General features: G+C 62.4%; 14 protein-coding genes. 2 read left to right on the top strand and 12 right to left on the bottom strand.

Features of this window, described 5'->3' with window-relative positions; all coding sequences use genetic code 11:
* Window positions 1-80 precede the first annotated feature (80 nt).
* On the top strand, window positions 81-1,172 hold the full coding sequence (locus PCJ49_RS21420) for a Gfo/Idh/MocA family oxidoreductase (RefSeq protein WP_269912842.1): 1,092 nt from the start codon (window positions 81-83) through the stop codon (window positions 1,170-1,172).
* Window positions 1,173-1,188: 16 nt separating this feature from the next.
* Here the strand turns inward: PCJ49_RS21420 and PCJ49_RS21415 are convergent, their stop codons facing one another.
* The 5 genes from PCJ49_RS21415 to PCJ49_RS21395 all read right to left on the bottom strand — a co-directional run bounded on the left by PCJ49_RS21415 (window position 1,189) and on the right by PCJ49_RS21395 (window position 7,122).
* Window positions 1,189-1,938, bottom strand: coding sequence for an ATP-binding cassette domain-containing protein (locus tag PCJ49_RS21415; RefSeq protein WP_269912749.1), 750 nt, complete (start codon window positions 1,936-1,938; stop codon window positions 1,189-1,191).
* Between the two features lie 8 nt (window positions 1,939-1,946).
* A complete protein-coding gene (ssuC, locus tag PCJ49_RS21410; protein ID WP_269912748.1) occupies window positions 1,947-2,723 on the bottom strand; it encodes an aliphatic sulfonate ABC transporter permease SsuC in 777 nt (258 codons plus the stop codon).
* Window positions 2,720-3,700, bottom strand: coding sequence for an aliphatic sulfonate ABC transporter substrate-binding protein (locus PCJ49_RS21405; RefSeq protein ID WP_269912747.1), 981 nt, complete (start codon window positions 3,698-3,700; stop codon window positions 2,720-2,722). Before PCJ49_RS21405 ends, ssuC begins: the two co-directional genes overlap by 4 nt.
* Before the next feature lies 1 nt (window position 3,701).
* The gene (locus tag PCJ49_RS21400; protein WP_269912746.1) at window positions 3,702-6,044 is read right to left on the bottom strand and encodes a TonB-dependent receptor; all 2,343 of its coding nucleotides are present in this window, start codon (window positions 6,042-6,044) and stop codon (window positions 3,702-3,704) included.
* Between the two features lie 313 nt (window positions 6,045-6,357).
* On the bottom strand, window positions 6,358-7,122 hold the full coding sequence (locus PCJ49_RS21395; protein WP_269912745.1) for a phytanoyl-CoA dioxygenase family protein: 765 nt from the start codon (window positions 7,120-7,122) through the stop codon (window positions 6,358-6,360).
* A gap of 111 nt (window positions 7,123-7,233) precedes the next feature.
* Here PCJ49_RS21395 and PCJ49_RS21390 point away from each other — a divergent pair, with 111 nt between their 5' ends.
* Entirely contained in the window at window positions 7,234-8,127 is an 894-nt protein-coding gene (locus tag PCJ49_RS21390) for a LysR substrate-binding domain-containing protein (RefSeq protein ID WP_269912744.1), read from the top strand.
* A gap of 23 nt (window positions 8,128-8,150) precedes the next feature.
* On the opposite strand, the gene PCJ49_RS21385 is transcribed toward PCJ49_RS21390, so the two are convergent.
* From PCJ49_RS21385 to PCJ49_RS21355, 7 genes are all read right to left on the bottom strand, one after another.
* A complete protein-coding gene (locus PCJ49_RS21385; RefSeq protein WP_269912743.1) occupies window positions 8,151-10,904 on the bottom strand; it encodes a TonB-dependent receptor in 2,754 nt (917 codons plus the stop codon).
* Between the two features lie 131 nt (window positions 10,905-11,035).
* Entirely contained in the window at window positions 11,036-11,692 is a 657-nt protein-coding gene (locus PCJ49_RS21380) for a hypothetical protein (protein ID WP_269912742.1), read from the bottom strand.
* Window positions 11,689-12,516 (bottom strand): glycosyltransferase family 10, encoded by an 828-nt coding sequence (locus PCJ49_RS21375; protein WP_269912741.1) that lies wholly within the window; start codon window positions 12,514-12,516, stop codon window positions 11,689-11,691. Before PCJ49_RS21375 ends, PCJ49_RS21380 begins: the two co-directional genes overlap by 4 nt.
* Window positions 12,517-12,909: 393 nt before the next feature.
* Window positions 12,910-13,881, bottom strand: coding sequence for a FecR domain-containing protein (locus PCJ49_RS21370; RefSeq protein ID WP_269912740.1), 972 nt, complete (start codon window positions 13,879-13,881; stop codon window positions 12,910-12,912).
* Window positions 13,878-14,405 carry a sigma-70 family RNA polymerase sigma factor gene (locus PCJ49_RS21365; protein ID WP_269912739.1) on the bottom strand — a complete coding sequence of 176 codons (528 nt, stop codon included), beginning with the start codon at window positions 14,403-14,405 and terminating at the stop codon, window positions 13,878-13,880. Before PCJ49_RS21365 ends, PCJ49_RS21370 begins: the two co-directional genes overlap by 4 nt.
* A gap of 118 nt (window positions 14,406-14,523) precedes the next feature.
* Window positions 14,524-17,271, bottom strand: a complete 2,748-nt coding sequence (locus PCJ49_RS21360; protein ID WP_269912738.1) for a TonB-dependent receptor — start codon at window positions 17,269-17,271, stop codon at window positions 14,524-14,526.
* A 250-nt stretch (window positions 17,272-17,521) separates the two neighbouring features.
* Window positions 17,522-18,013: a hypothetical protein gene (locus PCJ49_RS21355; protein ID WP_269912737.1), complete on the bottom strand. Its 492-nt coding sequence runs from the start codon at window positions 18,011-18,013 to the stop codon at window positions 17,522-17,524.
* Window positions 18,014-18,134 lie beyond the last annotated feature (121 nt).

The following is an 18,134-nucleotide window of genomic DNA, read 5'->3' as shown; positions in this document are numbered from 1 at the left end:
CAATGATCTTATTCACTGGTAGTTCTCCTTCATATCCATTCGGATGGCTGTGCATCTCTCGATGGGAATTGGGTGACTTGATGTCTAAGTTGCGGTTCGCGCTGATCGGTACCGGCATGATGGGTGTCGAACATCTGACCAATCTGGCCTTGTTCGCGGAGGCTGAACTGGTGGCGCTGGTGGACCCGGAACCGTCCTCCCTGCGCTATGCGGCGGCGGCGCTGGGGGAACGGGCGGCGGGCGTGGCGCAGTTCGCCAATGTGCCGGACCTGCTGGCGGCGGGGCTGAATCTCGATGCCGTCATCATTTCTTCCCCCAACCATACGCATCATGATGTGCTGGGGCCGCTGTTCGGCACCGACCTGCATATCCTGTGCGAAAAGCCGCTCTGTTCCGATCTCGACGATGCCAAGCGGGTGGCCGACCGGGCAGCCGCGCACCGGGGTGTGTTTTGGGTCGGTATGGAATACCGCTTCATGCCGCCGGCGGCGGAGTTCATCCGCCAGATCCATGATGGCAAGGTCGGCCGGCTGGTGATGCTGGCCATGCGCGAACACCGGTTCCCCTTTCTGCAGAAGGTGGGCGACTGGAACCGGTTCAGCCGCAATACCGGTGGCACCATGGTGGAGAAATGCTGCCATTTCTTCGACCTGATGCGCCTGATTGTGCGGGCGGAACCGGTGCGCATCCATTGTTCGGGGGCCATGGACGTCAACCATCTGGACGAACGCTATGGCGGCGAACGGCCGGATATCATCGATAACAGCTACACCATCGTTGATTTCGACAATGGTGTGCGCGCCATGCTGGACCTCTGCATGTTCGCCGATGGGGCGGAGCAGCAGGAGGAGATTGCCGCCACCGGCGACAAGGCCAAGCTGGAAGTCTTCGTGCCGTCCGGCGAACTGGTCTTCAGCCCGCGCGTCGGTTTCCGCCAGCCCAAGCGGGTGGAGCGGAACATCATCGGCGTGGATGAAACGGTGCTGGCCGCCGGTTCCCACCATGGCGCCACCTACTTCCAGCAGCGCGCCTTCATCGATGCCATCCAGAAGGGCGCGCCGGTACAGGTGACGGCGCGCGACGGGCTGCGCGCGGTCGCCATCGGCACGGCGGCGGAGATCAGTGCGCGGGAAAAGCGCGTGGTGGAATTCGCCGAACTGAATGTGGGGTGAGCCTTCACGCATGGCGTCAGCGGGCTTCCGCTGACGCCGGCGCATCCAGCAGCCGTTCCAGGATCGCCCCTTCCAGGGCGGCGAAGGCGGCATCGCCCCGGCGGCGGGGGCGGGGCAGGTCGATGGGTTGGTCAAGCGCCACCCGCCCCGCATCGATCAGCAGCACGCGGTCGGCCAGGGCCACCGCCTCGCCCACATCATGGGTGACCAGCAGGGCGGTGAAGCCCTGCGCCTGCCAGACATTTTCCAGCAGGGACTGCATTTCGATCCGGGTCAGCGCGTCCAAGGCACCCAACGGCTCATCCAGCGCCAGCAGGGTCGGGTGGCTGACCAGGGCGCGGGCCAGCGCTACGCGCTGACGCTGACCGCCCGACAGGGTGCTGGGCCATTCATCGGCCTTGGTGGCCAACCCGACATCGGCCAGGGCCTCGCGCGCGGCGGCGGTTCCTTCCGGCCCGTCGCCGCGGTCGCCCAGCCCCACCGCCACATTGGCGGCAACACTGGCCCAGGGCAGCAGGCGCGGTTCCTGGAACACCAGCCGCGCATGGGCGGCGTCGCTGTCGCTGCTCACCGTGCCCGTGCTGGCCGGTTCCAGGCCCAGGATCACCCGCAGCAGCGTGCTTTTCCCGCAGCCGCTTTTGCCGATGATGGCAACGAAGCTGCCCGGTTCGATGGACAGCTCGATGCCATGCAGTACGTCCGTATCCCCAAACCGCTTGCTCACCTGGGAGAGGGTCAGGGCGGCACCCTTATGCTTGCTCATCATCCCCTCCATCACCGGCGATAGGCCGGGTTCCAGCGCAGGAAGCGCCGTTCCAGCGCCTTGGTGGCGCTGTCCGCCAGCTTGCCCAACAGGGCGTAGATCAGGATCGACAGCACCACCACGTCCGTGCGCATGAATTCCCGCGCTGCCATAGCCATATGGCCGATGCCGGATTTGGCGGCGATGGTTTCCGCCACAATCAGCGTCAGCCACATGATGCCCAGCGCATAGCGCAAGCCCACCAGGATGGAGGGCAGGGCACCCGGCAGGATGACGCGGCGGAACAGCCGGCGGGGCGACATGCCATAGACCCGCCCCATCTCAATCAATTGAGGGTCAACATTGCGGATGCCGTGCAGCGTGTTCAGATAGATGGGGAAGAACACCCCCAGCGCCACCAGGAACAGCCGCGCCTCCTCCTCGATCCCGAACCAGATGATGACCATGGGGATGAGCGCCAGATGCGGCACATTGCGCACCATCTGCAAGGTGGGGTCCAGCAACCGCTCACTGAGGCGGGACAGGCCGGTCAGCAGGCCGAGGCCAAAACCGATACCCCCGCCGATCACCAGCCCGGCCAGCGCCCGCAAGGTGCTGACGCCCAGATTGGCCGGCAGGGTGCCATCCAGGGTTAAGGCCCAGCCGGCGGCCAGCACCGCAGACGGGGCGGGCAGGATATTGGCCGGCAGCCAGCCCAGGCTGGCGCTGACCTGCCACAGAAACAGCAAAACCCCCGGCACAATCCAGGCCAGGGGGAAGCGTTCCTTGCGATCTTGAAAACGGCTCATGCGCCTTTCCATCCCGTCCAGGCGGCATCAGCGATTTTCACGGGCACAGGGATGATGCCCAGCCGGTGGAACCGGTCGGCCACCGTCTGTTGGGCGGCAATCACTTCCGCCGTGATCGGCGTATAGGCGAAATCAGCCCGTTCCACGGTATCGCGCAGCAGCTCAAGCGACAGGCCGGTCTCCCTGGCCATCAGCTCCGCCATCGCGCCGCGGTTCTGTTCGGCCCAATGGCCATCGGCGGCCAGGGCGTCGAGCGCTGCCGCCAGCAGGGCAGGGCGCTTGGCGGCGAAATCCCGGTGGGCCAGGGCATAGGCGGCCCCACCGGTGCCCGATGCCCCGCCCGGCAACAGGATGCGGGCATTATTCTGCTGCTGCGCCAGCGTGTAATAGGGGTCCCAGATCACCCAGCCATCAATCCCGCCCTGGGCGAAGGCCGCCGCCGCATCCGCCGGCCCCAGATTGACCACCTGCACATCATCCAGCGTCAGCCCGGCACTTTCCAGCACCACGACTGCGATATTATGGGCCGATGAACCGCGCGTGAAGGCCAGCTTGCGCCCCTTCAGGTCGGCGATGCTGTTGATGCCGGAATTGGCCTGGGTGAGGATGCCCCCCGCCTTGCCGGACAGTTTCTGCACAGCGGCATAGAGCAGCGGTGCACCGGCCGCCTGGGCGAAGATGGGCGGGGTGTCGCCCGTCCCGCCCAGATCGATCCCGCCCACGGCCAGGGCTTCCAACAGCGGCGGGCCGGCGGCGAATTCCAGCCATTCCACCTTGGCGGCACCCGCCCGCAGCAGCGCCTTGTCGAATTCACCGCGCTGCTTGGCCAGCAGAAACACACCATTTTTCTGATAGCCGACACGGACCACCGCCGCCCCGTCATCCCCCTTGCCGCAGCCGGCCAACAGGGCCAGCCCGCCAAGCCCGGCGGCGGACAAAAGGGAACGTCGGGAAAGTCTGTTGGAAGCCTGCACCATATTAATCCCCAAACTTCACGCGCAAGGAAACGCCGGCATAGCGATCCGCCTCACGCGGGATAACGTAACGCAGGGCCCCGCCCGGACCACCGGTGACAATCTGCAGCGGGAAGCTCTGGTCGAACAGGTTATTCACGAACAGCGACAGCCGATAGCGGTCCGTCTTGTCCGAAATGGCGATGCCGACATTCACCAGATCATAGGCATGGATATGCAGCAGCGGGTTGTTGCCCAGGTCAGAGGTCTGGCCGCTGGTATAGCTGTAGCTGCCGGTCAGGTGGAAATCGACGGGCAGATTGTCAGGCGCGATGGTGTAATCGCCGCTGACCGACAGCTTCCATTTCGGGGCCAGCGGCAGCGGTTCGCCCTTGCGGGCATTGCTGAGCACGCCGCTGGCATCGCGGAACTTGTCGATCTGCGCGTCGGTATAGGCGACACCGGCCGACAGGTTGAAATCCTGCGTCACGCGGAACTGGCTGTCCAGCTCGATCCCCTTGGTGGAAACCTCGCCGGCATTGGTCAGGCGGGTGATGACGATACCGTTCAGCGTGTCGAAATTATTGGCCTGGAAATTATCATATTTCGACCAGAAGCCGGCAATGTTCACCAGGGCGCGGCGGCCGAACAGTTCCGATTTCAGCCCGACCTCATAGGCATCCACGGTTTCCGCCTCGATCAGGTTGCGCTGATTGGCGGCCTGATTGAAGAAGACGTTGAAGGCTGGGCCCTTATAGCCCCGGCTGTAGGTGGCATAGGTCGATACCGCCTCGCTCACCTGATAGGCAAGGCCGGCCTTGCCGGAAATATTGTCCTTCGACGCCTCGTCCTGCCAGCCGGACAGGTCGCGGCGGATACCCGGCAGATCGATCGGCGCCCTGGATGGGATGCGGTTGTGATAGGTTTCCAGCTTGTCATGCGTCAGCCGCAGGCCGGCGATGGCCGAAAGCTGGTCCGTCAGGCGCAGCGTGCCCTGGGCAAAGCCGGCCACGCTCTCGCTCTTTGATCCGAAGGTGGCGGTGGAGGTGCCGGCCACATAGGTGGAGGCACCGGGCAGGCAGGGGCGCAGCCCCGTGGCATCCACCGCCAGGGTGGTGGCGGTGCAGACGGTGGTATCGCGGGTGAAGGTACGGTCGGCCTTGGCATTGGCGTAATAGACGCCGGCCACATATTCCAGCGTCTGGCCGGAGGGGGAGGCCAGCCGCAGTTCCTGGCTGAAGGTGCGGCTGTCCTGCGGGCCGTAATCATGCAACTGGGCAAAGGCATTGCCGACATAGGCGGCGGTGCGGTCCAGCCAATCGCCTTCGCGCTGGCCCCAGATATCCCATTCGCGCCAGGCGGTGATGGAGGTGATGGTATGGTCACCCAGCGTATAATCGGCCTGGGCGGAGAAGCCCCAGCCTTCTTCCTGCGACAGGCTGGCCTCATTATGGCGGACCTGCCGGGTCTTGTCGCCGCGCAGATCAACGCCGGACAGCAGCGACAGCAAGGCCGCCTGGTTGGGGCCGGCCGTGGGGCTGCTGCCGATCACCTCCGCCAGGCTGTCATCATCGGCCTTGCGGTAATCGCCGATGAAGGTCCATTTCAGGTTTTCCGTGGCATCCCATTCCACCACGCCGCGCACGCCCTTGCGGTCATAGCCATTGACCTTGGACTTCTTGGCGGCCGGATCGGCGGTATAGAGGTTGGTGATATTGCCATCATAGGTGCCGGTGAAACCGGTCAGCCGGGCGCGCACCGTTTCGGACAAGGGCAGGTCGACGGCGACCTTGCCCTTATATTCCCGGCCCTGCGCGGCGGTCAGTTCGACCGTGCCGCCGAATTTATCGCCCGGCCGCTTCGTCACCAGATTGACCACGCCGGCAGAGGCATTCTTGCCGAACAAAGTGCCCTGGGGACCGCGCAGCACCTCGATCCGCTCCACATCATACAGGTCGCCGAAGGCTTCGCCGGCGCGGGCCAGCACCACCCCATCCAGCACGAAGGCGACGCTGCTTTCCGCCGCGATGGCGAAATTGATGGTGCCGACCCCGCGCAGGAACAGCGAGCTGTCCAGCGCCGTGCCGCCCTTGCGGAAATTCAGCGACGGGATCAGCGTCTGCAACCCTTCGATATTGGTGCCTGGCCGGTTGTCCAGCACGCTGGCCGGGACAACGGCGACGGAGGCCGGAACGTCCTGCAGGTTCTGGGTCCGCTTCTGCGCGGTGACGATGATCTCTTCCAGCACAAGGGGGGCATCGCCGCTGGCCTGGGCCAGGGCGGGCAGCGGGGCCAGCGCGGTGGCGCCCATCAGCAGCGAACCGGTAAGGGCGCGGTGGGTCCAGAGCGTCAAGGTCTTTTGTGTCATTTCTTTTCAGGCTCCCCAGAATTCACACAAGCATCGTGTGACGTGGCCGGGATCGTGCCGTTTCATTCCTATATCGTCAATAGGAATTAAATGGAAAAAATGTGGAATGCAAATAATTACAAAATTTTTGGTGTTGTATTTTAAAATGCCAAACACCCGGTCATGAAATTCATGCCGGGGGTGAAGGGAAATGGGCATCCGGAAGGGATGCGCGGGGCTGGATTGATTGGGATGGATCATCATTCTTGGCCGCCCACCGGTCAGATAACCTGCGGATGCCCTTTCATCTCCTTGCTCTTATAGTGAAACCTGCTCAGCCGAAGGTCACCTGCCGCCCGCTGCGCAGCAGCGGGATGGCGTCGCGGCGCAATTGTCGGGTGCCCGGGTTCAGGATGACTTCCGGGCTGTATTGCGCCAGATAGACGCGCCGCATCTGGTCGCTGTGGTTCGGGCCGGAGGCGTGCAGCAACCGGGAGGAAAAGGCGACGACGCTGCCGGCCTTGGCCTCAATCACCACACCCTGATCATCCCCGGCCCAGCCGACCAGATCGTTGGTTCCCGGCTGGCGCACATGGGGGACGATGCCGTCGCGGCTGGCCGGCACGCGGCTGAAGGGCAGCAGGCGGATGGTGCCATTTTCCACTGTCGCATCATCCAGCGGGCACCAGCAGGTGAGATAGGGGGCGTGATCCGCCGGCCCGCCATTGCCAACGACATAGCCGCTATCCTGGTGCCAGGCGAAGGCCATGCCGCCGCCGGACCCCTTCACCACATATTGGTCATAGAAGAAATAGGCCTCATCCCCCAGGGTGGTGCGGCAGATATCGGCCATCACTGGGGCAAACAGCATCCGGCGTAGGGCCGGCTGCACCCGCTGGCACTCCCCGGCGAAATAGCGATTGCCCCGGTGGGTGATCCCGTCGCTATCCACCCCCAGCGCATCCAGATGCGCATCGGCGCGGGCCACCATCTCCGCACATTGGCTGCGCAGGATATCCAGCAATTCGCCCGTCAGCACCCGTTCGAACACGGCATAGCCTTCCTGGCGGAACTGTTCGCGCTGTGCTTCGAAACCCATATTCACACTTCATGAAGTGTTGTTATTGAAAATATCCTCTTACAAAATGGGGTATTCGCTCCAATCCAATTGCTTTGGTCGCCCATACGTGAATACTATGGGTGCATGAGAATGCGACAGATTGAGGCGTTTCGGGCAGTGATGATGAGCGGCGGGGTAACCGCCGCGGCCGCCATGCTGTCCATTTCCCAGCCATCGGTCAGCCGACTGATCGCCGATCTGGAACATGCGGTGGGCTTTCAGCTTTTTGACCGGCGGGGCAGCCGGATGCATCCGACCAAACAGGCCGAAACCCTGTTTGAGGCGGTGCAGCGTTCCTTCACTGGGCTGGATATGCTGGCCCAGGCCGCCCGTCGCATCCGGGCGCATCCGGTGGGCACCGTGCGGCTGGCTGTCTTGCCGACCTTCGCCATCACGGTTCTGCCGCCGGTCCTGGCGGATTTCCAGGCGCTTTACCCCGATGTGAAGGTGACGGTGGAGGTGTTGGGCCATCGCGGTGTTGAAGATCGCCTTTTTCTGGGACAGGCTGATCTGGGAATCGGCGTCACCGCCCCGCCGCGCGATGGCATCCGTACCGAGCTTCTGGCCCGTGCCCATTATCTTTGCGCCCTGCCGCCCGCCCATCGCCTGACGGCACAGGAAGTGGTGCGCATCACCGACCTTGCGGGGGAGCGGTTCATCGGCCCGATGCATGAGGCCGATGCCTTGTGGAACGGTATTGATGCCGCCCTGCTGGCTGCGGGGGTGGAGCCGGTGCGGATGCTGGAATGCCAGCAATCCATGCCGATGTATGCCTATGTCGCGGCGGGTCTGGGGCTGTCGATCGTGGAGCCGTTTTCGGCCCGGCTTTATCGCCGGCTGGGGGTGGTGACCCGCCCGGTGGCACCCGTCATCAGCCTGGATTTCACCTTCCTGGAACCCGATATCGGCCCCACCCCGCCACCCATCCAATGGCTGCGGGATGCCATCCGCCGGGAAGCGGCTGCGGCTATGCTGGAAACCTGAACCGCACGGCCCTTATCGGCGGTTTACCATGAAACCCGCAGGGAAAATTCTACGGCCCGACCGGGCAGGGTACGGGCCGTGATCAGGTTGCCATTGCGTCTGGCCAGAATTTCCCCGCTGTTCGCATCACCCTGCATCACGGCCAGCGCATTGGTCAGGTTACTGCCCCGCAGGGAGAGTTCCACCCCCTCCGCAGGGCGAACGACAAGCCCGGCCCCCAGCAATCGTGCCGATGGCAGGGGCAGGCTGTTGGCATCGTCCCCATAGCGGCGACCGAGATAGCGCCAGTCTGCCTGTACCGTCAGCATCCCATCAAGGAACAGCCATTGCGGGCGGATACCCATCATGGCGCGGGGGATGCGGCGGGGCAGGTTGCCATTGTAATTTTGAAGCCGAAATCCACCCTCCGCCAATGACTGGCGGAACAGATAGTGGCGGAACCGGGCATCCTGGAGCGTGACATCGGCGGCCAGATCAAACCAAGGCGCGGGCTGCCAGTCGGCCTCCAGTTCCAGCCCGACGGTGCGGGCCTTGGCGTTCAAGGTGCGGCGCACCAGTCGGCCCGCTTCATCATCATATTGATCGCTGAAGGCGATGTTGCGGAAATCATTCCAGAACAGGGTCGCATTCAGGCGCAGCTGTCCCGCCGCCGGCAGCCGCTCGCGATGGTTAAGCCCCACTTCGCCTTGCCAGACATGCTGCACCCCCAATCCCGGCGGATTGGTATCATTGCGAAAATTACCCGGTCCCGGCATCCGGAATGTATAGGTTCCGCGTGCGAACAGGCCGGTATCGGGCGACAGTCGATGCATCAGCCCGACCGAAAGCGCGGTGGCGGCAAAATGCCGGCCAAACCCCTTTTCCTCCCCGGTGCCCTGGGCGACCGCGTCATCGGCCAGGGTGGCGGCGTCACCAAGATCAACCAGGGTCCATGGCTCGACAGTGCCATTGAAGCCCAATCTTTCATGTCGCACCCCGCTATCCAGGCGCCAGCCGGGGGCAACGCGCCATTCATCGGCCAGATAGAGTGCCAGGGTGCCGCTTTCCCCGGTTGTATGTTCGTAGGTGGCCAGCGGGTTCAGCACACCGCCATCCGTCGCCCGACCCAGGATGCGGCCGTCACCCGCCAGGGCCAGCACGTCCAGCAGGCGCGGTGATTCCCGCATCTCCACCAGGGCACTGGCGATGCGGCGGCGATAATTGAACCGCGTGCCGGCGGCATAAAGGCCGGCGGTAAAATCATGTCCGCGATCCCCGTCCCCGGTGCGCTGGCCCACAGACAGGTCCAGCACAGCCTCGCGGATGCTGATGCTGGCCAGGGTCGGGCTGACACGGGCCACCAGCCGGCCGGGGGCGGCCGCCGATCCATCATCGCTATAGGCCAGGGTCCAGGCTGTCTGACCGGCAAAGCGGGGGGAGAGGCCGGAAAGTAAATCCACGCCGGTCAAGGGCGGGCCAGCCGAGGCGATGGAATAACGGTCGGTATCCGACTGGCGCAGACGCGCCTTCACCGACATTCTGGTACCCCCGCTCAGGGACTGATCCCAGAGCAGGGTGCCGGCGGTCAGCCGGTTGACATTGTTGCGCCCGAAGGGAACCGCCTGGCCCTGATCTGCCCAACCTTTCAGGCGGAGATGGGAGAGGTCTGGCCCGAACCAGCTGCCATAGAGCGGGTCGAACCCCGCCAGTGCCGAGACCTCTCCGCCCTCCAGCCGCAGCGGGAAGGAGGAGGTGTTGAAGGTCCGGTCATCCAGCCGGCGGAGATTGAGGCGTAATGCCCCGCCTTCCAGCGGATGGGCCAGGGAAAGCCGGACCTGTCCGCCCTGCAACGGTGCCACATGGTCGCGCACCCCGGCATCGCGCGCCCAGAAACCGCCCAATGCCGCCGACCAGCCCTCTTCCCCCTCGCTTGCTGACAGGGGGCCGGCAATCTGCGCATCCAGCCGGCGCAGCTGCCGGTCTGACAGGGTGATGGCGGCACTGCCGCCCGCCTGCTCCGCCGGGCGGGTGGTCAGGTTCAAAGTACCGCCCAGGGCACCGCTGGCGAACAGGGAGGCGGGTCCGCCCCGCACATAGTCGCTGCGGATGATCGTATCATCCAGGCGGAAGAACTGGTCGACATCGGCCCAGGGCAGGCTGACATCCTGCTGTACCGGCAACCCATCTTCCAGCACGGCGATGCCGCTGTAGCCATCCAGCGGAATGCCGCGCGCCCGGATGGTGTTGGCGGCCACCCCAGCGGATGTGTCGGCCCAGATGCCGGGAATGCCCACCAGCAGGGCCGATCCCCCGGCCGAGCGGGGGATGCCGGCCAACTCTTCCAGCCCGCGTGACGACAGGGAATAAGAAAGGTCCAGCCGGTCCAGGGGGGTGATGCCCCGCCGGCCGGTCACCACCAGTTCCTCCATCGGCTCCGCCGGGGTGGATGGGAAAGGGGGGAGGGCGGCGGCCTTGCGGGGGGCGGGGGCTGCCGGCAATACCAGGATGCCGCCCGCTTCCAGTACACAGGACAGGCCGGCCGGCGCGCAGACCCGGGCCAAAGCCTCCCCCAGCGACAGGGATGTCGGCAAGGCCGGGGCCTGCCGCCCGGCCATATCGGCTGGCCGCATCACCAGCGCCAGACCGCTGGCGGCGGCCAGCTGGTCCAGGGTGCGTTCCAGCGGGCCGGCCGGCATGGCGGGTATCTGGGGTTCTGCCGCGCGCACGGGCGAACAGGCCAGCGCCAGGGTCAAACCCAGGCAGAGGCGAACCCGTGAAATGGCGACCCGTTGGGGCATGGGTGGCAGACAATCGGCTGGTCAAAGGCCAGCGACTATAGGGGCGCATACATGACAGTTCCGTGGCGCTGCCCCTGCGACAGGGGCAGCCCGGGGCTGCCTTCGGGTGCCACCTCATTAGAGCGGATCGGTCAGGGATCGGGCTGCGTATATTGCCGACGGGATTCCACGAACCACGCAGGAAAAGCTATCAGCACATCCTCTGTTTCCGGTAAACCCTCTGAAATCGTGGATGCGATACGGACAGTTTCAATCGAATACTCAGCCTCGATTGAATAAATAATTTCCTTTACAGAAGAAAGAGTAATTTCCATTCCGCTGGCTTGAATTCCAGCCAATGACTCCGAAATCCCGTTGATCAAGATAACGGGCGTCCACAAACTGTCGCGAAACATCGTGCGGATAATCCGCAGCTCTTCCAGTAATGGGTAAGGCGTGGAACCTGCCAGAAGCTGCCCGTCCGGAAGACGGAATGGCCGGGCATCAAGCCAGAAAACAATCATGCCACTTATGGCATCAACCATCCCAGCTTTGACCGATGCGCAGATCGCTGGCAGCGATGTTACCGAATCGCCCTGATAAAGCATGATGCGGCTCGGCGTAGGCGAAATACTGGCCGCCTGTTGTATTCTTCCATGGGCGACAGAAAAGACATCATGAAATAACTCAATACTATGAATAGCAGGAAAACCCAGGCGCATCGCCTCTATGACGCGATCCCCCAGACCCGTTCCGGTTTCAACAAGCACACCGAGCTGGAATTCAGCTAGATCAATAACACGCGTCATAAGCTCTGGCTTTCATCATCTGTCAAAAGGCGGTTTGCCTTGGTATGCTCGCGGAGAATTAAGCTGCGTAACCGACCCACCCAGTCCCAGTATCGCTGACTGCGGCGGAAATTATCACGCATTGCATCCATCCGACGCCAATAGTCAGCGGGGGAAAGATTGTTAATTATTTCCACAGCATGTGCATGGGAATCAGCAACAATAATGCCATCCATATTAAAATATTTACTTATATTCGGACAGCCATAATATATGGGTATTGTATACGTGGCAAAACAGTCGCATAGCTTCTCAGTGAAGTAATTTTCATGTCGTGTGTTTTCGATGCAAACATGAAACATGGATTCGAAGAGCTGGTCTTTGCGATCCCCCTCCAGATGCGGCAGATGATCTGCCACCCCTGGCGGAACCCGCCGGCTACGATAGAAGCGTTTGGGAATATTGATTTTATCGGCATTCTCCATAACGCCTGTGCGCTCTGCATAACCGTTGACCTGAATGCCAATCAGGCCAAGGCTATAAAGAAAACTCACCGAAAAGCTCTTCAGCTGCGGCAGGGATTTGACCCATATGCCGCCATAAACATCAAATACGGAATTTGAAAAATTCAAATGTTGTGGATGGCAACTGATTATAAGGTCAAAATATTTATGAGACTCTGAGAGAAGGTCGTGATTTATGCAAAAATCCAAAGGCTCCGTATGCATAAAAAGAACTTTATATTTATCGTTATCTTCTGTCTTATATATCTCTCGACAATGAATTTCACAGGGAAATGGCAGATCCAGAACCAGCCAACTGGCCCCCAAAACTGTCGTCAACATTGGGAGTGATCTTTCTAAGGAACGTTGCCAAGGTAGGTCTTAAAAATGAAAAATTATTATATCGCAGATCTCACGCCGTGTCTATCGTCGCGGTATGCGATCAATAAAAATCCAAGCTCTTCCGATTCTAAATAAAATCATTTATGATTATTTTATAAGATAGTAATTATTTTTCTATATTTAAATTATATTGTATCATTTTTTATAATGATTAATTTATTGTAACCTACAAGTAGATTATCAATCTGACCGTAATCTATATGGCGAGTCGCGCCGGAGTTGGTGCTCACACCTTTTGGCTGAACATCGCACGGTTGACAGCGCGGGTGTCTATCAGCGCCCGCAGGGTTTAATCGCTAAAACCTGCGGGCACTTACGATACAAATGGCTTTCTTATCCCAGCACCATGCCGTCCGCTGTCTCTGCCAGGGGCAGCTTGTGCAGCCGGGCCAGCAGGCGCAGGCTGTCGGCCGGGCGATCCAGGGCGAAGCGACCGCTGACGGGCAGCGCCGCCAATTCCGCCCGCGCCAGCCGCAACCCCGTCGGGGTATAGCGGGCGAGGCGAGCCAGCACCATATCCAGCCGCTGTTCATGCACCACCAGCCAGCCTTGCTGGAAGGAAGGCGCATCAGTCAAGCGGCCGCGTTCCGCCCGGTCGCCCGCGGTCAGCAGCCGTTCCCCGGCAGTCAGATCATAGGTTCGGCCGGCCAGCCGGGCCTGCAGACGGCCGGTGGTGACAGACAGGTCCAGCCGGCCGGCGGCCTGGTCCAGGGTGAAGGCACCATCCGGCATCTCCAGCTCCAGCCCGCCAGCACCGGCCCGGAAAGGCTGCTCGGCCGCCGTGACGGCCAGCGCCATCTGCCCTTCCAGCAGGGTCAGCAGACGTTGTCTGTTCCCAAAACGCCCGGTCACCCGGCTGGCCGCGTCCAGCACCAGCCGGCTGCCATCGGGCAGGATGGCGTCCCGCCGCTGTCCGTGTGGGCTGCTCAGGTCATAGGCTTGGGCTGGCGTGCCACGCAGCCATAGCCCCCCGGCCCCCATGACAGCCAGCCCGGCCAACCCCGCCGCCAGCAGGCGCCGCCGGTCCAGCCCCGTTATATTATTAGCTGGCTGTGCCTTCGCCAGCGGCCGGCTGGGGAAGGGCACCACCCTTTCGGCCGCCGCCTGCCGCAGCAATTGTTCCAGAACGGGGTCATGCCAGGTGGCGCGCACCTGTTCCATGGCCGGGGCATGGGCGGGGTTGGCCGACAGCCAGGCCAGGAAACGGGCCTGGCGCTCCGGCGTCCATTCCCCTTCCCCCAGCAGCCAGTCGGCTGCTTCCTCCAGCGCGGGATCGGCGTCAATCTCCAGATCGAAGCGGTTCATCGCGCCACCCGCCGTACCGTGCCGGCCTGCGGCCCGTCGCAATCCTGTTCCTCCAGCGAACGGGCCAATTGTGCGAGCGCCCGTGTCAGATGTTTTTTCACCGCTTCCTCATTCATGCCCAATGCCTGGGCGATCTCCTCCCGGCTCTGCCCCTGGATACGCTTGCGGGTGAACACCTCCCGCCGCAAAGGCGGCATGGCATCCAGTGCGCGTTTGAAGGCGGCCAGCCGTTGCCGGTCGGAAAGCCGCTGTTCGGCCCCCGGCTGGTCGCAGGCAATATCTTCGTCCAGCAGATCGGACGCGGGCAGCGCTGCCCGGTCCAGGATGACGCTGTGCGCCACCCGCAACGCATAGGGGACGGGTTGCTGAAGCCCGCCCGCCCGAGCGCGCTCCAGCATACGGACCATGGTTTCCTGATAGACATCCTCCGCATCGGCCGGATTGCGAATCCGGTTGCGGATATAGGTCAGCAGCCGGCGATGGCCGGCCATCAGGTCTGCGATGATCGTGGATTGGCCCATCATCGACAGGATTACCCCGCTCCCGTTCCCCATACGCTTGTACCCTGTTGCCATGATCAGAACTTCTTGGTTCTGATCATGGCCCTCAATTGCCGGCGGCGGTCGCTGCCGGGTGCTTACCTCAGTAGCTGTAACGGACGCCCAGCAGATACTGCGCGCCGCTGCGGGTGAAGCTGTAAACCCGGTCGCCGACCGAGTCCACATATTGGTCTTCGGCCTGGTTGGTCAGGTTCACCCCTTCCAGGGTCACCTTCAGCTTTTCATTGATATTGTAGAACAGGCTGACATCCAGGTTGAGCGAGCTGTGATAGCCGGAGACGTCATTGCCATTGCCGCCGGGAATGGATTGCAGATAGCCGTCACGGTAATTGACCGAGACACGGCCACCATAGACATCCGTTTCATAATAAAGCGTGGCATTGGCCGAATTACGCGACAGGCCCGGCAGGTCGTACTTCTTGGTCACGCCCGCCGCCGGCTGGAATTCCGCCCGCGAATAGGCATAGGTATAGTTCAGGATATAGCCCAGCCCGTCAAACGGGGCCGGCAGGAAATCCAGCCCCTGCTGATAGATCAGTTCCAGACCATAGATATTGGCACCCTTGCCATTGACCGGCTGGTTGAAGCTGTAGGTCACATCCAGATCGTCGGCCGGCACCAGGGAGGTCGGCAGACCGGACTGGCGGAAGGTCATGGTCTGCACGCCATCGACGATGAAGCTCTTCACCTTCTTGTAGAAGGGCTGGGCCGCCAGGATGCCCTGCTTGCCGAAATACCATTCGGCCGACATATCCACGCTGTCGGCGCGGAACGGGTCCAGGTCCGGGTTGCCATAGGTGATGGTCTTGCCCGAGGTGTTGACGCTGGAAATGGCCGGCACCAGGGAGTTCAGGCTGGGCCGGGTGACATTGCGGTTGGCCCCGAAGCGCACCCGCGTCTCCTCGCTGGTCTCCAGAACCACGTTGAAGGAGGGCAGCCAGTCCGTATAGGAACGGCTGATCGACACGGCCGGGAAGGACGGGTCGCGGTCATAGGCGGAGGTTTCGGTGCGGATGGCACGCAGGCCGATATTGCCCTTCATCGGCAGGCCGAACAGGCTGCGATCCCAATCGGCCTGCACATAGGCAGCCTTGGTGGTTTCCGCCACCCCCTGCGGGAAGCCGGAGGAGACGGGCTTGACCACAGCGCCGGTGCCCAGCTTGGCAAAGGCATTATCCAGATCGGCCACGATCCAGCCGGTGGGCGTGCCGGCCGGTGCGTCCAGCCCTTTGCCGAACTTATAGGGGGTGGTGGTGAAGGTGCCGGCCAGCGCCGGATCGGTCAGGGAAACGCCGCGCAGGGCGCGACCATTCAGGTTGGTGATGGAATCAAAGGCGTGGCTGGTGCTGTCATAGGTGAAACGGCGCCAATCCAGGCCGCCCTTCAGATGGAACTCATCCGTCAGGGCGTAATTGGCATCCAGCCGGACGGTGCGGAAGCGGTTATCCACGGCCTGGTCGCGCAACCGGGCCTGGAAGAACTGCCAGGCGGCCGGATCGGTGACATTGATGCCATAGGTCTGCGCCGCCACCTTGTCATTCTGGCGGAAATCATAGCTGAAGCTGGTATTGGGGGAGAAAACATACATCCCCTGCTGATCGTCGGTAAACTTGGCTTCCTGATAGCCACCATAGAGATTGATGGTCAGGTCTTCGGTCGGCGTCAGCTTGGTGTTCAGGGTGGCGGCGCGGAAATCCGTTTCATCCTGGTAAAGCTGGCTGTCGGAGCGCACATCCACATCGCGGAACTTGCCGGCGATGATGTTGTTGCGGTCGATGGTGACGTCATCGACCTTGATTTCCGGCAGGCCCTTGCCGCTGCCATTGGTGTTGTTGGTGCTGAAGGCGAAGGCGTCGAAATTATATTCGCGCCGGTCCGACTTCAGCTTGCCATAGAGCAGGTCCAGATCCATCTGCACCCAGTCGGCCGGCTTGGCCTGGAAGGCGGCGGTCACGCCCAGCCGGTCCTGATCATGCACATATTCATTATAGCGGGCAAAGCGCGGGTAATAGAGCGCATCGGCAGCACTGGAGGTCTTCAGCAGCCGGGTCTTGGTGGCCGCATCGATGCTGTTGGAAATATTGCCCGGTGTCCAGCCGCCAGCCGCCCAGCGCACCGTGCTGTAGCCCTGCTCCACCGTGTTGCGCTTGCTGTAGGCGGCGGAGACCAGCGCGCCAAAGCGGCCATCGGCGAAGGTATCGGCGATCAACACCGCGCCGCGGGGGTCCACCTTGTCGGCATTGGCGCTATAGGAGCCCTTGGCGGCGGCCGAGAAGGTGAACTTGTTATAGTCAAACGGCTTGGCCGTGCGCAGATCAATGGCGCCGGCGATGCCGCCTTCCTCCTCTTCCGCCGAGGTGGATTTGACAATATCCATCCGGTTGAACAGTTCAGAGGCGAACAGGTTGAAATCGAAGGAGCGGGACCGGTTGGTGCCGCCACGGCTGTCGATGGATTGGGTGGTGCCCAGCACTTCCATCCCGTTCAGCTTCACGCGGGTGAAATCCGGCCCCAGGCCGCGCATGGAGACCTGACGGCCTTCACCGGCATCACGGGTGATGGTGATGCCGGGCACGCGCTGCAGCGATTCCGCCAGATTGAGGTCGGGGAAGGCGGCGACATCGTCACCGACGATGCTTTCGCGGCTGCCGACGGCATCACGCTTCAGGTCGCGCGCCTTGGCCACGCTGCCCCGGAAGCCGGTGACGATGATTTCTTCCAGTACGTCACCACCGGCATCGGCGCCATTGGCCACCTGTGCCTGGGCAGATAAGGACAGGGCGGAAACGCCCGCCGCGAGAACCAGATAAAATGCACGATTAATCTTCATGATATTGGTCATTCTCTTCATCCATGGAAGTGTTTTCCCATGAAAAAGAGTGACGGATACTTATTTTTACGGGGTTCGAACAAGTTTATATTTGTTATTTTTCTGTGACGTCTTCTTGTGTCCGTTCTGCCGCTCTGCTGACAGGCGGATGTCGCCTCTCACCAGGGTAAGAGGGTGGGGCGTGGAAAAAGGGGACAGGGGAAAATGAAAAATTTTTCCGCCCACACGGCAGGTGGGCGGATGGCGGCCGCTATTGCGTGGCCAGCATATAGCTGCGGCCGGCGCGCTTTGCCCCCGTTTTCACCTCAATCAGCTGGGCGGTGCCGGCCGGGGCGCAGGTGGCGGAACGCAGCCAGGCGGGCAGGCCGGTTGCTGTCCCATCCAGGGGGCGGGGCACGAAGAACCAGTCGCCGCCGCTGCGCAGCTGCACCCGATGGTCATTGCCGGCATCCCGCGCATCGATCACCAGCAGCCAGACACTGCCATCCCCCGGCAGGGGTCGGCGGGTCAGCATGGCGGTGGCGCGCTGGCCCGGTTCGCCATTTTCCGCGCTGGCCAGATCGCTGGCTTTGCTGTTGCCGCCAGCGATGCAGACATGCCCGCCATTCAGGGCCAGCGCCGGCCCCAGCGCGATGCCACCCCCGGCCGCCAGGGCCGGGCCGATATCCAGACTGGTATCACCATCGCACGCCGTCAGCGACAGCAGGGCCAGCAGAGGGAACAGCAGATATTTCCGGCGCATTGGTTCCATCCAGATATGATCTGACATCCATATCGGCTGCCCGCTGTGGCTGGCAAGGTACCACGCCACCGCACTACATAGTCTGACATTCCGGAAAGCCGCCTGTCTGGTTTTCCGGAAT

Source organism: Niveispirillum sp. BGYR6, assembly GCF_027568365.1.
Lineage (GTDB): Bacteria > Pseudomonadota > Alphaproteobacteria > Azospirillales > Azospirillaceae > Niveispirillum.
The sequence above is the reverse complement of the archived record's forward strand: the minus strand, read 5'-3'. Positions and strand labels throughout refer to the sequence as shown.

Bases quoted from the DNA above. Each gene is read 5' to 3' on its own strand.
- PCJ49_RS21420 (WP_269912842.1), top strand. From the start codon at position 81: ATGTCTAAGTTGCGGTTCGCGCTGATCGGTACCGGCATGATGGGTGTC.
- PCJ49_RS21415 (WP_269912749.1), bottom strand. From the start codon at position 1,938: ATGATGAGCAAGCATAAGGGTGCCGCCCTGACCCTCTCCCAGGTGAGC.
- ssuC (WP_269912748.1), bottom strand. From the start codon at position 2,723: ATGAGCCGTTTTCAAGATCGCAAGGAACGCTTCCCCCTGGCCTGGATT.
- PCJ49_RS21405 (WP_269912747.1), bottom strand. From the start codon at position 3,700: ATGGTGCAGGCTTCCAACAGACTTTCCCGACGTTCCCTTTTGTCCGCC.
- PCJ49_RS21400 (WP_269912746.1), bottom strand. From the start codon at position 6,044: ATGACACAAAAGACCTTGACGCTCTGGACCCACCGCGCCCTTACCGGT.
- PCJ49_RS21395 (WP_269912745.1), bottom strand. From the start codon at position 7,122: ATGGGTTTCGAAGCACAGCGCGAACAGTTCCGCCAGGAAGGCTATGCC.
- PCJ49_RS21390 (WP_269912744.1), top strand. From the start codon at position 7,234: ATGCGACAGATTGAGGCGTTTCGGGCAGTGATGATGAGCGGCGGGGTA.
- PCJ49_RS21385 (WP_269912743.1), bottom strand. From the start codon at position 10,904: ATGCCCCAACGGGTCGCCATTTCACGGGTTCGCCTCTGCCTGGGTTTG.
- PCJ49_RS21380 (WP_269912742.1), bottom strand. From the start codon at position 11,692: ATGACGCGTGTTATTGATCTAGCTGAATTCCAGCTCGGTGTGCTTGTT.
- PCJ49_RS21375 (WP_269912741.1), bottom strand. From the start codon at position 12,516: ATGTTGACGACAGTTTTGGGGGCCAGTTGGCTGGTTCTGGATCTGCCA.
- PCJ49_RS21370 (WP_269912740.1), bottom strand. From the start codon at position 13,881: ATGAACCGCTTCGATCTGGAGATTGACGCCGATCCCGCGCTGGAGGAA.
- PCJ49_RS21365 (WP_269912739.1), bottom strand. From the start codon at position 14,405: ATGATGGGCCAATCCACGATCATCGCAGACCTGATGGCCGGCCATCGC.
- PCJ49_RS21360 (WP_269912738.1), bottom strand. From the start codon at position 17,271: ATGAAGATTAATCGTGCATTTTATCTGGTTCTCGCGGCGGGCGTTTCC.
- PCJ49_RS21355 (WP_269912737.1), bottom strand. From the start codon at position 18,013: ATGCGCCGGAAATATCTGCTGTTCCCTCTGCTGGCCCTGCTGTCGCTG.